This window comes from Ruminococcus sp., from assembly GCF_024691275.1.
GTDB lineage: Bacteria > Bacillota > Clostridia > Oscillospirales > Ruminococcaceae > Ruminococcus.
Genome location: NZ_JAILNU010000058.1, coordinates 88,950 through 101,174, shown reverse-complemented (window position 1 = coordinate 101,174; position 12,225 = coordinate 88,950). Strand labels below are relative to the sequence as shown.

13 protein-coding genes are annotated in these 12,225 nt (G+C 50.0%); 3 read left to right on the top strand and 10 right to left on the bottom strand.

Annotation, left to right across the window (positions count from 1 at the left end; genetic code table 11):
- Positions 1 to 25: 25 nt before the first annotated feature.
- The 10 genes from K6G33_RS07180 to ruvC all read right to left on the bottom strand — a co-directional run bounded on the left by K6G33_RS07180 (position 26) and on the right by ruvC (position 8,018).
- The gene (locus K6G33_RS07180; RefSeq protein WP_296777784.1) at positions 26 to 877 is read right to left on the bottom strand and encodes an energy-coupling factor transporter ATPase; all 852 of its coding nucleotides are present in this window, start codon (positions 875 to 877) and stop codon (positions 26 to 28) included.
- Between the two features lie 15 nt (positions 878 to 892).
- Positions 893 to 1,723, bottom strand: a complete 831-nt coding sequence (locus K6G33_RS07175; RefSeq protein WP_296777783.1) for a hypothetical protein — start codon at positions 1,721 to 1,723, stop codon at positions 893 to 895.
- Positions 1,724 to 1,771: 48 nt separating this feature from the next.
- On the bottom strand, positions 1,772 to 1,969 hold the full coding sequence (locus K6G33_RS07170; protein ID WP_296777781.1) for a DUF6440 family protein: 198 nt from the start codon (positions 1,967 to 1,969) through the stop codon (positions 1,772 to 1,774).
- A gap of 117 nt (positions 1,970 to 2,086) precedes the next feature.
- Positions 2,087 to 2,959, bottom strand: a complete 873-nt coding sequence (locus K6G33_RS07165) for a class I SAM-dependent methyltransferase (RefSeq protein WP_296777779.1) — start codon at positions 2,957 to 2,959, stop codon at positions 2,087 to 2,089.
- A gap of 36 nt (positions 2,960 to 2,995) precedes the next feature.
- Positions 2,996 to 4,348, bottom strand: coding sequence for a phosphoglucosamine mutase (gene glmM / locus K6G33_RS07160; protein ID WP_296777778.1), 1,353 nt, complete (start codon positions 4,346 to 4,348; stop codon positions 2,996 to 2,998).
- Between the two features lie 109 nt (positions 4,349 to 4,457).
- Positions 4,458 to 4,985 (bottom strand): hypothetical protein, encoded by a 528-nt coding sequence (locus tag K6G33_RS07155; protein ID WP_296777776.1) that lies wholly within the window; start codon positions 4,983 to 4,985, stop codon positions 4,458 to 4,460.
- Positions 4,986 to 5,019: 34 nt separating this feature from the next.
- Entirely contained in the window at positions 5,020 to 6,078 is a 1,059-nt protein-coding gene (ruvB, locus tag K6G33_RS07150) for a Holliday junction branch migration DNA helicase RuvB (RefSeq protein ID WP_296777774.1), read from the bottom strand.
- 34 nt (positions 6,079 to 6,112) lie between these two features.
- The gene (locus tag K6G33_RS07145; protein ID WP_296777773.1) at positions 6,113 to 6,847 is read right to left on the bottom strand and encodes an enhanced serine sensitivity protein SseB; all 735 of its coding nucleotides are present in this window, start codon (positions 6,845 to 6,847) and stop codon (positions 6,113 to 6,115) included.
- 30 nt (positions 6,848 to 6,877) lie between these two features.
- On the bottom strand, positions 6,878 to 7,501 hold the full coding sequence (gene ruvA, locus K6G33_RS07140; protein WP_173449978.1) for a Holliday junction branch migration protein RuvA: 624 nt from the start codon (positions 7,499 to 7,501) through the stop codon (positions 6,878 to 6,880).
- A 28-nt stretch (positions 7,502 to 7,529) separates the two neighbouring features.
- Entirely contained in the window at positions 7,530 to 8,018 is a 489-nt protein-coding gene (gene ruvC, locus K6G33_RS07135; RefSeq protein ID WP_296777771.1) for a crossover junction endodeoxyribonuclease RuvC, read from the bottom strand.
- A gap of 239 nt (positions 8,019 to 8,257) precedes the next feature.
- Here ruvC and K6G33_RS07130 point away from each other — a divergent pair, with 239 nt between their 5' ends.
- From K6G33_RS07130 to K6G33_RS07120, 3 genes are all read left to right on the top strand, one after another.
- The gene (locus K6G33_RS07130; protein WP_296777769.1) at positions 8,258 to 9,373 is read left to right on the top strand and encodes a bifunctional chorismate mutase/prephenate dehydratase; all 1,116 of its coding nucleotides are present in this window, start codon (positions 8,258 to 8,260) and stop codon (positions 9,371 to 9,373) included.
- A gap of 16 nt (positions 9,374 to 9,389) precedes the next feature.
- Positions 9,390 to 11,765 (top strand): homocysteine S-methyltransferase family protein, encoded by a 2,376-nt coding sequence (locus K6G33_RS07125; RefSeq protein ID WP_296777768.1) that lies wholly within the window; start codon positions 9,390 to 9,392, stop codon positions 11,763 to 11,765.
- Positions 11,766 to 11,843: 78 nt separating this feature from the next.
- On the top strand, positions 11,844 to 12,068 hold the full coding sequence (locus tag K6G33_RS07120) for a hypothetical protein (RefSeq protein WP_296777766.1): 225 nt from the start codon (positions 11,844 to 11,846) through the stop codon (positions 12,066 to 12,068).
- The last annotated feature ends 157 nt before the right edge of the window (positions 12,069 to 12,225 follow it).

Genomic DNA, 12,225 nt, shown 5'->3' with positions numbered 1-12,225 from the left:
CTTTCTTGTGCGAGTACGTCCGTACTCAGTCTGCAAAAAGCTTCTGTATAGCTGCCACGCACTCTTCCTCCGAGATTATCTCGGGGGATATGTCGCAGCCTGCCTTGCGAAGCTCCCATGCAAGCTCTGTGACCTGCGGTACATCAAGCCCGATAGCTTTCAGCTTGTCCACCTGCGAGAACACCTTCTCAGGCACATTGTCAAGGACTACCTGCCCCTTGTCCATGACCACAACGCGGTCACAGTTTGCGGCTTCGTCCATATAATGAGTTATGAGCACTATTGTTATGCCCTGCTCTCGGTTCATGCGGTGTATCGTCGCAAGGACTTCCTTGCGTCCCTGGGGGTCGAGCATAGCCGTCGGCTCGTCAAGGATTATGCACTTTGGCTGCATTGCGATAACGCCTGCGATAGCCACTCGCTGCTTCTGTCCGCCCGAGAGCTGGCTGGGCGAATGGAGTCTGTACTCGTACATTCCCACGGCTTTAAGGCTCTCGTCCACTCGTTTGCGCATCTCCTCATAGGGTACGCCGAGATTTTCCAGAGCGAAGGCTACGTCCTCCTCGACTATCGAGGAAACTATCTGGTTGTCCGGATTCTGGAATACCATTCCCGCGCGCTGACGCAGCTCGAACAGCTTTTCCTCGTCCTTTGTATCTATCCCGTCCACCGTGACCGTTCCCTCAGTGGGGAGCAGTATGGCGTTCAGGTGCTTTGCGAGGGTAGATTTTCCGCAGCCGTTATGCCCAAGCACTGCTACGAACTCACCCTGCTTTATGTCAAGGTCTATTCCTTTGAGTACTTCCACGGGCTTTTTGTCCTCGCCGTCGGACTCATAGGCAAAGTGCAGACCTCTTATTTCGATTATATTTTCCATATTTATACCTGTTCTTTAACTAAAGGATAAAGTTGAGCAAATCATGAGTAACTCTTCCTTTGTAGGAGCCTCTACTCTTACACTATACTCCTTGTTGCTGTCGGCGAAAATGAGCGCATAGGCAACTCTCATCTCGTCCTCATTCATGTATTCGCCGAATCCTCCTTCTATATAAACATCATGTCCGTCTGACAAATTATGAAAGAGCGATCCATAATATCCTAATTCGATTCCCTTTTCGATCGAAGCTATTCTGAAGGCTTTCTCATTTTCAGCTGTCTTATCGTCACTTGTGAAAGAGGATATAGCCTTCAGGAATGAAGCTCTTGAACCGTCGTAATCAACTCCAAGCTCTGAAAAAGCTGCCTTAACGTCCTCTCCTGTAAGATCCGGGTAGGATGGATGATAAACCCAGCCCTCATCCCATTCGTCCAAATAATGGAAGATTATATGTACGCTGTTATCTTCATTCTGATACTCATTTTCAACAGATACCGAATCCGTCTTTTCCTTTTCCGTTTCCGATACTTCGGGCGGCACAAGCATTTTAAGTGTTCCGTTATTTATTTCTTTCCAGTCAGTTGGAATATCATACTTGGGAAGCTCCTGCAAAGTGATATCGACACATCTTTCGATATTCTCCTCCAGCTTTTCTCTGAGGTGTTTTGTCAGTTCGTCCTCAGTTTCTTCCTCTGTTGCCGCCTCATCAGTAACATCTTCCGTTGAAACAGCTTCGGAAGCCGTTGTGTTCTCGGTTTCCGAAGGTTTGTCTTCCTTTTTATCACTGCATGACACTGCGGCAAATGTCATTGCAGCCAAAACTGCTGCTATAATAGTATTTTTCATTCTATTATCCTTTCCTTCAAACAGAAGAAAATTTCCGCCTGTAATATATTATTTCTTTAAAGCTTCTATCTCCGCAGGAGATGATATAACAGGCTTGCCGTCCTTGTCGAGAAGAACTGTCATTCCGCCTGCGTAGCCGTCCTCATGGAAGAAATAGTTCACACCTGTAACTGTGTCTACCCATATCTGTGAAACGGTGAGCTTTCCCTGTGAATATACTTTTATGAATCTTTCGTCTTTTGCCATAATTATTACTCCTTTTTTAGTGTATCACGGGCGGATGATATCCGCCCTTACATGGTTGATCACACGGAACGCCGAAGGCGGCGTTCCCTATAAGCGGCGCAGTCGCGCCCTAACAGCTTAAACGTCACGCTGCTGCCAGATAGCAGTCGAGCCGCATGGCAGCGTCATTCCCGTGGACTTTACGGGAAGTCCTATCTCGTCGAAGCTTACGCTGCCGCCGAATTTATCCGTGAGAACTGTTCCCAGTATATAGCCCATTACCGAGGGAGAAAGTCCTGTGGTATAGCTGTTTATCAGGAAGAACAGCGGATCGTCGGAGAGAACTCCCGAGCAGAGCTTAACGAGGTCGTAAACGCAGTTTTCCAGCTTCCATACCTCTCCTCCGGGCCCTCTGCCGTAGCTGGGCGGATCCATGATAACTGCGTCGTACTTACGTCCGCGGCGTATCTCACGGGCGATGAACTTCTCGCAGTCGTCCACTATCCAGCGGACAGGCTTCTCGGTAAGTCCCGAAGCTGCGGCGTTTTCACGCGCCCACTGCACCATGCCCTTTGAAGCGTCAACATGGCACACCGAAGCACCTGCTGCTGCACAGGCAAGGGTAGCTCCGCCCGTATAAGCAAACAGGTTCAGTACATTTATCTCTCTGCCCGCACTGCGTATCTTATCCGCCATAAAGTCCCAGTTTACAGCCTGTTCGGGGAAAAGTCCCGTATGCTTGAAGCCTGTGGGGCGGATATTGAACGTCAGGTCGCCGTAGCTTATATTCCATGATTCGGGAAGCTTTTTGCGGAACTCCCACTGTCCGCCGCCCTGATTTGAGCGGTGATAGTGTCCGTCTGCATTCTTCCAGAGCGGATCTTTACGCTCGGTCTTCCAGATTATCTGCGGATCGGGGCGCACGAGGCTGACATCGCCCCATGTTTCCAGCTTTTCTCCGTCAGAGGTATCTATTATCTTGTAATCCTTCCAGTTATTTGCTGTTCTCAAAGTAAATACTCCTTATAAGAATTCTCCTGCGCAGGTTCAGTATGCGCAGCTATCCTTGATACACTGTGCTATTGCAACAGCCATATCATTTATCCTGCCGAAGTCGCTTCCCTCGGTCATAATGCGAACTATTGGCTCTTTGCCGCTCTCGCGGACAAATATCCTGCCCTCGCTGCCAAGCTCCTTCTGATATCGCTCTATCAGCTCCGTGACAGCCTTCTCGTTTTTCCACAGTTCCCTGAACTTTGGCGGTATCCTCACATTGAGCTTGACCTGCGGATATGCAGGCATATCTCCTGCGAGCTCGCTGAGCTTTCTGCTGCCTGACTTTAATATTTCCAGCAGCCGAACTCCTGCAAGCTGTCCGTCGCCCGTCTTACACTCATCAAGGAAGATGATATGTCCGTTCGGTTCGCCGCCCAGCTTGTAGCCGCTTTCGAGCATACGCTCCAGCACATACCGCGCTCCTGCGCCTGCGCTGACCAGCTTTATACCAACAGAATCCGCATACTTCCGCAGTCCAAGACTGCTCATGACAGTTATCACGGCTGTATCGCCTTCAAGCCTGCCCCGAGCTTTCATATTCTCGGCGAATATGGCTATTAGCCTGTCGCCGTCGATTATGCAGCCCTTTTCGTCAACTGCTATGCACCTGTCTGCATCGCCGTCAAAGGCAAGTCCGCAGTCGCAGCCCTGCTCCACTACGTACTCCATGAGGTGGTGGATATGGGTGCTTCCGCAGTCTTTGTTGATATTCGTACCGTCGGGCTTGTCGGCTATGACAAGCACCTCCGCGCCAAGTGCTGTAAACAGCTTTTCGGCTGTATACGAAGCGCAGCCGTTGGCACAGTCTATTGCGACCTTCAGACCGCTCAGGTCTGTTTCAGCCGCTTCCTTTAAGCTTTCAATATATTCATCAGCAGCATTTTCGCCGTGTATGACCCGTCCCACTTCATCATGGGAGCAGAGCTTCATCTCCTCGGGAGAAGTGAGCACCAGTCTTTCTATCTCGTCCTCGGCTTCTTCCATGAGCTTATGTCCCTTTGCGGAAAAGAGCTTCAGACCGTTATACTCGGCGCTGTTGTGGCTGCCTGATATCATTATACCGCCGTCTGCACCGTATTTCACGATAAGCCGCGCAAGTGCAGGCGTGGGGACTACTCCGAGCAGTTCAACGTCCGCGCCCACAGAGCATATCCCCGCACATACAGCTGCTTCCAGTGCGTCCGAGGAAAGTCTCGTGTCCTTGCCGATGAGTATTTTAGTTTTTCCGCCGTCCTTCTTCGCAAGCACAAGAGCAGCAGCTCTTCCCGTCTGCATCGCAAGCTCGCAGGTGAGGTCGGTCACCGCAATACCTCTCGGACCGTCGGTCCCGAACAGTTTTGCCATCAGTAGTCTCCTTCTTAGTAAGTTCAGAGTTAAAAGTTGAGGATATTAAAGGGGACGGCGTTATCGACGTCCCGACAAATGCCAACTCTCAACTCTGAACTCACAACTCTCAGCTTATTTTGTATATCGCTATGGGTCGGCGCTTTCCTGCGACCTCCTCAAAGCTTCTGCACATCTGCGCAGCCGAACAGCCGTTATACCTGTTGTACACCTTTATGCTGCTGCCCTCGCGGACGCAGAATACAGTGTGTATAGACGACAGGAACGGTCTTTTCGTCCAGAATGTGACAATGAACGCCTTTGCGTCAGTTATATCATTCACTCGCTCATACTCCGCACCGAAGTATGCAAGCGCTTTCCCTATTTTATACGCATTGCAGCCGAAAAATCCCAGCAGCATACGGAAGCGCTCCATGTAAAAAGCTATCTCGCCAAGCGGGTGCGGCTTTTTCAGGTAAACCAGCGCGTTGTGAACAGCTATGACCTCACAGCCGTTGAAACTCATACGGCATATCCCGTATCTCAGCTGCGAGACCTTTCCCACGCCCTGTCCGTTTATCATTCTGCCGAATTCGGGCTGCTCAGTCCTCTCGGTGTTATGTCTGAGATTATATCTCCTCGAACCCTTTATCAACATCTTTTATCCCTCGTGTCCGCTTTTCGGGAAGGTTTCAGAAGGTCATCTGCCCGTCATCTGATGCCGAAGACTGCTCGGGAGCGGCTATGCCAAGATGCTCATACGCCAGCCTTGTGGCAACTCTGCCGCGTGGAGTTCTTCCGAGGAAGCCCAGCTGCATGAGAAACGGCTCGCAGATATCCTCAAGGGTAACGCTTTCCTCGTTTATGGCCGAAGCAAGCGTTTCAAGCCCTACAGGTCCGCCGCCGTATCCTTTGATTATCATTTCAAGCATACGTCTGTCAAGTCCGTCAAGACCGAGATCGTCTATATCGAGCCTGCTCAGTGCGATAGAGGCTATCTCCTTCGTTATCTGACCATTGCCCATTACATCTGCGAAATCGCGGACACGTTTGAGCAGACGGTTGGCGATACGCGGAGTACCTCTTGCTCTGCCTGCTATCTCGGCAGCTCCGTCAGATGTACAGGGGATACCGAGTATCATAGCACTTCTTCTCACGATATCCGTGAGCTGTTCCTTAGTATAAAGTTCAAGGCGCTGTATAACGCCGAAACGGTCGCGGAGCGGTGCAGAGAGTTGTCCTGCTCTGGTGGTGGCTCCGATAAGTGTGAACGGCTTCAGATCCATGCGTATGGAACGCGCCGAAGGGCCCTTGCCTATGATGATATCAATAACTCTGTCCTCCAATGCGGGGTAGAGTATCTCCTCGACCGCTCTTGACAGGCGGTGTATCTCGTCGATGAAAAGCACATCGTTGTCCGAAAGGCTGGTCAGGAGCGAAACGAGGTCGCCGGGCTTTTCAATGGCAGGACCTGTTGTAACGCGGAGATTCACTCCCAGCTCATGGGCGATTATCGAAGAAAGGGTAGTCTTTCCAAGTCCCGGAGGGCCGTACAGAAGCACATGGTCGAGAGGTTCGCTCCTGCGCTTTGCAGCCTCGATATATATGGCAAGATTCTCCTTCACCTTGTCCTGTCCGATATACTCATGGAGGGTCTGCGGTCGGAGACTTATCTCCACATCGCTGTCCTCTGTGGTATTCTCGGGCGAAATTATTCTCGGAGCGAACTCCATATCCTCTGTCTGTATCAAATAAACACCTCTTGAATCATGTTGATATTACGAATTATTTCTCGAAGAATCGCTTCTTGCGGACATAGAACGGCTCAACGGTCGACGCTGCCTTCTTGCCCATGTCCTGCTCATAGCTTATGAAGCAAAGATGCTCGTTAGCCTTTACGGTCTTTGAGAGGTACTTTGACAGCGGCACAAAGAGCTTCCTTGTGCTGCCCATCATATCGAGAACTATGAGTATCTGCGGCTTTTCGCAGCCTTTTATCATCTCCATAATATAAGCTCGGTCAACATTCGGCTGTTTGGACAGGAACTTTGTCGCTGCCTTTATCAGGTGGTCAACAGAATGCTCGGCAGGGCGATAGGAGATGATATCCGCTTCGTTATACGAAATAGCCTTTATCTTCAGGTTTCTGGCTATCATCAGTATGCTCTTTATCTCATGGGACGAGAATTCCTTGCCGTAGGAATTGGGATTAAGCACCGCAGATACGGACTGTATAAGGTCAAAAAGTCTCAGACAGTTGATCTTATAGCAGTCAACATAGCGCTTTGCAAACTGCTGGAGCGCACGATAGCTGGTAAAAAACGGGATAAAAATATCACCGTCGGGGTTCTGGGTAGTGACCAGTTCCAGCTGAACTCCTCCCTCTGACCTGTCGCGCTCCTGCTTGACGGGATTTTTGCATATGACGTAAACGTCGCTCTTTATCAGTGTCTGTAAGAACGTTGAACGATAGGAGGGGTCTTTTATAGCCGCTTTCAGCAATTCGTCAAGATTCATCATAACAGTAACCATCCTTATAAAAAATTATTTTCAACGCAAATTCTTCGCTGCCATCAGTCTCAATGTTTCTTTTATAAGATCCTGTGTACTCAGTGAAGGATCAAGCTTCCCGAGTATGGGAGCAGCCTCGCCCTGCGAATATCCCAGTACCATAAGGGCTTCGAGCGCTTCCGATACAGATGAAGATGCCGCTCCGTCAACTGTACGGGAAAACTCGGCAGCGTCACTGCTTATGCTGCCGCTTATGGACTCAGAGGATATCTTGTCCTTCAGCTCAAGAACGAGTCTCTGGGCAGTTTTTGCTCCGATGCCCTTTGTCTTGGTGAACGCCTTGCTGTCGCCTGACGCTACAAGAAACGCGAATTTTTCGGGCGTTACGTCCGAGAGTATCGCCGTTGCAGCCTTCGGGCCTACTCCCGATACGGATATGAGCAGCTTGAAGCAGCTCAGTTCCTGCAATGTAGCAAAGCCGAAAAGCTCCACAACGTCCTCTCTCACATAGAGGTACGTATAGAGCATAGCTTCGCTGCCTATATCTCCGAGCTGTGCCACTGTATTGTAGGAGGTCTTGCAGCCGTAGCCGACCCCTCCGCATTCTATTACCGCAAATCCCAGCTCTTTTACTATAAGCTTTCCTTTTACGCTGTATATCATTGTATTTATTACCTCTTCTGCTCCGATGCTACAGATTGAAGCGTGTGCTGTGCCCGTGGCAGATAGCTATTGCAAGGGCATCTGCTGCGTCGTCGGGCTTTGGTATCTGCGCAAGCCCGAGGAGCTGCTTCGTCATTTCCATGACCTGTTTCTTTTCAGCCTTTCCGTAGCCTACCACAGACTGCTTTACCTGAAGCGGGGTATACTCAGATACGGGGATATTCCTTGTTGCTGCCGACAGGACTGTTATTCCGCGAGCCTGTGCGACATCTATCGCCGTTTTCTGGTTGGTCGTGAAGTAAAGCCGCTCTATCGCCATACAGTCGGGTGCGAACTTGTTGAATATAAATTCTATGTCCTCATGGATAGCCTTGAGCCTTTCCGGAAAAGGCGTTCCTGCTTCTGTGAGTACCGCGCCGTATTCTATCGGAGTGAACCTTATGCCGTCATAATCAAGTACTCCGAAACCAACTATGGCATAACCAGGGTCTATGCCCAATATTCTGACTTTTTTCACTGTTTTTTACCCTTTTGTCCGTTAAAAAGTTCATGTGGATATAGTTACTCACTATATACTGTATTATTATAACATAAAACAAGTGCCGTTTGCAATATATTTCCCCCTTTTTTATTGATTTCTACAAAAAAAAATGATATAATATGTAAGGTATATCAATATGAGCCTTTAGCCCTCAGCAATTAGCCTTTACAAGCTAACGGCTGACACCTGACGGCTCAAATCGGAGGTTATTTTTTATGGATATTAAACAGCTGCGTGACGGTATAGATGAAATCGACAGCGATATTCTAAAGTTCTTTATGGAGCGCATGAAGCTCTGCAAGGGCGTTGCGGATTACAAGAAAGAGCACGATATGCCTGTCTTTCAGGGCGGACGTGAACAGGAGATCATCGACCGCATCACAGAGCTGACTGCTGATAAAAGGCTGGAAAAAGGCACAGCTGCGCTCTTTACGACTATCATGGATATCAGCAAGATATTGCAGAATCGTCTGATACTCGCGGATACAACAGAGCACGATTATCCTGCCCCCGACTTTGCAGGCGCTAAAAGCGTGGGCTGTCAGGGTACTTCGGGCGCTAACTCCGAGGTGGCTGCACGTTCCATATTCGGCGACAGAGAGTTCACCTTCTTCCGCTCCTTCGAGGACGTTTTCAAGGCTGTCCATGAAGGCGTTATCGACTACGGCGTTCTCCCCGTTCAGAACTCCACCGCAGGCTCTGTCAGCAGCACCTACGATCTCATGGCTAAGTACCCCGTTTACATAGTCAAAGAGGTCATCATCGAAATAAACCACTGTCTCGCGGCTAAAAACGATATCCCTCTCTCCGAGGTGAAAAAGGTCTACTCTCACCCTCAGGCTCTTGCTCAGTGCGATTCTTTCCTGCGTGACAACGGTCTGAAGACCTCGGAGTACGGAAACACCGCAACAGCTGCCGTAAAGGTCATGGAGAGCGATGAGAATATCGCCGCTATCTGCTCGGTACAGTGCGCACAGCAGATGGGTATGAAGATACTCGCTACGGATATCGCAGACGTTTCCGTAAACCGCACTCAGTTCATCGTTATTTCCAAGGAGATGCAGGTAGCCCCCGAGTCCGATTCAGTATCGGTAATGCTCTCTATCCCTCATAAAGAGGGTAGTCTTTACCGTCTTCTTACAAAATTCTACGTCAACGATATGAACCTTATCCGTATCGAGAGCCGCCCTATCCGCGACGGAAGCTTCAATGTAATGTTCTTCCTCGATTTCAGCGGCAAGCTCACCGATCCGACAGTACAGGCAGTTATGCGCGATCTCAGTGAGAATCTCGAAACATTCAGGTGTATCGGCACATTCAAGTCCGAATGACGATAAGGAGTTAATTATGTCCCAAAAATTCTTTTCCCTGCTTGAAAACAACAATTTCGTGTTCCTCGACGGCGGCATGGGCACTATGCTGCAATCTCACGGCATCAAGACCGAACACGTCCCCGAGCTGCTGAACCTCACCGACCCCGAGGCTATAATGAAGATCCACCGCCTTTACGTTGAGAGCGGTGCTGACATAATCTACGCCAACACCTTCGGCGCTAACCGCTATAAGCTCGCAAACAGCGGTCATACCGTCGAAGAGATAGTCTCCGCAGGCGTTGAGAACGCTAAAAAAGCTGCCGCAGGAAAGGCTCTTACGGCACTCGATCTGGGACCTATAGGTCAGCTTCTCGAACCTGCCGGCACACTTAAATTCGAGGAGGCATATGAGGTATACAAGGAACTCGTACTCGCAGGAAAGGACGCCGATGTTATCGTCATCGAGACCATGACCGACCTCTACGAAGTCAAAGCCGCTATCCTCGCAGCTAAGGAGAATTCCGACAAGCCCGTTCTCGTCACCATGACCTTTGAGGAGAATATGCGTACATTCACAGGCGTTTCCCCTGAGTGTATGGTAGCCGTTCTGGAGGGTCTGGGCGCGGACGCTATCGGCGTAAACTGCTCCCTCGGCCCTGACGAGCTCTTCCCTGTACTGGACAGGATATGCTCCCTTACATCTCTCCCCGTTATTGCTAAGCCTAACGCAGGTCTTCCCGACCCTGTTACCAATGAATACAACGTTGATGCTCACGACTTCGCTGCAAGCGCCGTGAAACTTGCTGAAGCAGGCGTTACCGTATTCGGCGGCTGCTGCGGAACAACTCCCGAGCATATCTCCGCTATGATCGAAGCTCTTTCGGGCATGGAAAGAAAACCACGTAAAATCGTCCGCGCAAGTATCGCTTGTTCCGCAGTGAACTGCGTAAACATAAACCAGCCCCGTGTTATCGGCGAACGTATCAACCCTACAGGCAAAAAGCGCTTCAAGGAGGCTCTCCTTGCTCATGACGTGGACTATATTCTCGGTCAGGCTGTCGAGCAGATACACGCAGGCGCGGAGATACTCGACGTAAACGTCGGACTTCCGGGCATAGACGAAAAGGAAATGATGGTAACAGCTGTAAAGGCTATCCAGAGCATATGCGACACCCCCTTGCAGCTGGATTCAACTATACCAGAGGTACTGGAAGCAGGTCTGAGAGTATACAACGGCAAGCCTATCGTAAACTCGGTAAACGGCGAGGACGATTCCCTCGAAAGCATACTCCCCCTCGTCAAAAAGTACGGCGCTGCTGTTGTGGGACTCGCTCTCGACAAGGGCGGTATCCCGAAAACTGCCGACGGACGTTTCGCTATCGCAGAAAAGATACTCCGCCGCGCTATGGAGTACGGCATACCAAAAGAGGACGTTTTCATCGACTGTCTTACGCTGACGGCTTCTGCCGAACAGGACGGCGTTATGGAGACCCTCAATGCTCTCCACAGAGTCAAAACAGAACTGGGACTTAACACAGTCCTCGGTGTATCGAACATCTCCTTCGGTCTGCCGAACCGCGAGCTCATCACACGTACTTTCCTTACTATGGCACTTCACAGCGGTCTTACGCTGCCTATCATAAACCCAAATATCGAAGGCATCATAGGAGCTGTCCGCGCTTACAGGCTGCTTGCGGGCATCGACCGAAATTCCGCAGACTTCATCAGCATATACGCAAATGACGACAGTGCGCCGAAAGCTCCTGCTCCTGCGCAGGACAAGGGAGCTCCCGATATAATGTACGCAGTGGAGAACGGTCTGAAAAATCAAGCCGTGAAAGCTGCCGAGGAGCTTATGAACACTGTTGGCCCTATGGAGATCATCAACAGCTACCTCATACCAGCTCTGGACAACGCAGGCGCTAAGTTTGAAAAGGGCAAGATATTCCTGCCTCAGCTCATTCTCACAGCCGAAGCTGCTCAGGCTTGCTTCGAGGTCATAAAAACAAAGCTCTCGGCTTCAAACGGCGAGAGCGTATCAAAAGGAAAAGTCGTGCTTGCTACTGTTCACGGAGATATCCACGATATCGGAAAGAATATCGTAAAAGTTCTGCTTGACAGCTACGGCTTCACAGTTATCGACCTCGGTAAGGACGTGCCGCCGGAGACTATCGTCGAAGCCGCTATCCAGCACAAGGTCAGTCTTGTGGGACTCTCCGCGCTTATGACTACTACCCTCGGCGCTATGGCTGAAACTATACGTCAGCTCAACGAGAAGTACCCCGAGTGCAAGACCGTCGTCGGCGGAGCTGTCCTCACCGCTTCATACGCCGAGCAGATAAACGCTACATACTATGCTAAGGACGCTAAACAGACCGTGGATATAGCTTCACAGGTATACGGCGCGTGATGAGCCGTTAGCTTGTAGGGGCTGCCTTTGGAAGTCTGCGCCATAAAAACTAAATTTCTGATTTATGAGGATAAACTCATGGAAAAGATCACACTACACGAACTTGATATGCACTCCCGAAGTGAAGTACTCACCTTTCTGAAAAAGCTATGGAACGGCGAGGGGGCTCCATGTCCGCTATGCGGCAGTGCTCTTGAATTGCTCCATAAGAAGACAAAAAAGAGCGACTGTGACTGGCAGTGCAAGAAATGCGAAAAGATATTCAGGACACTCGACCTTCTGAATGAACTAAACGAACAATAACACAAAAAGCAGTCCACTCGGACTGCTTTTTCATATCATTATTACGGGCGAACAATGTTCGCCCGTACATTTTGTTTCATGCTACGTGCTTTGTATAACACGGGCGGCGAAACGCCGCCCCTACATGGCTAATGGCTGTGAACTTGCGGAACGACGA

What these genes read in the sequence shown, in the direction of transcription:
- K6G33_RS07180 (WP_296777784.1), bottom strand. Translation starts at nt 877, where the DNA reads ATGGAAAATATAATCGAAATAAGAGGTCTGCACTTTGCCTATGAGTCC.
- K6G33_RS07175 (WP_296777783.1), bottom strand. Translation starts at nt 1,723, where the DNA reads ATGAAAAATACTATTATAGCAGCAGTTTTGGCTGCAATGACATTTGCC.
- K6G33_RS07170 (WP_296777781.1), bottom strand. Translation starts at nt 1,969, where the DNA reads ATGGCAAAAGACGAAAGATTCATAAAAGTATATTCACAGGGAAAGCTC.
- glmM (WP_296777778.1), bottom strand. Translation starts at nt 4,348, where the DNA reads ATGGCAAAACTGTTCGGGACCGACGGTCCGAGAGGTATTGCGGTGACC.
- K6G33_RS07155 (WP_296777776.1), bottom strand. Translation starts at nt 4,985, where the DNA reads ATGTTGATAAAGGGTTCGAGGAGATATAATCTCAGACATAACACCGAG.
- K6G33_RS07145 (WP_296777773.1), bottom strand. Translation starts at nt 6,847, where the DNA reads ATGATGAATCTTGACGAATTGCTGAAAGCGGCTATAAAAGACCCCTCC.
- ruvA (WP_173449978.1), bottom strand. Translation starts at nt 7,501, where the DNA reads ATGATATACAGCGTAAAAGGAAAGCTTATAGTAAAAGAGCTGGGATTT.
- K6G33_RS07130 (WP_296777769.1), top strand. Translation starts at nt 8,258, where the DNA reads ATGGATATTAAACAGCTGCGTGACGGTATAGATGAAATCGACAGCGAT.
- K6G33_RS07125 (WP_296777768.1), top strand. Translation starts at nt 9,390, where the DNA reads ATGTCCCAAAAATTCTTTTCCCTGCTTGAAAACAACAATTTCGTGTTC.
- K6G33_RS07120 (WP_296777766.1), top strand. Translation starts at nt 11,844, where the DNA reads ATGGAAAAGATCACACTACACGAACTTGATATGCACTCCCGAAGTGAA.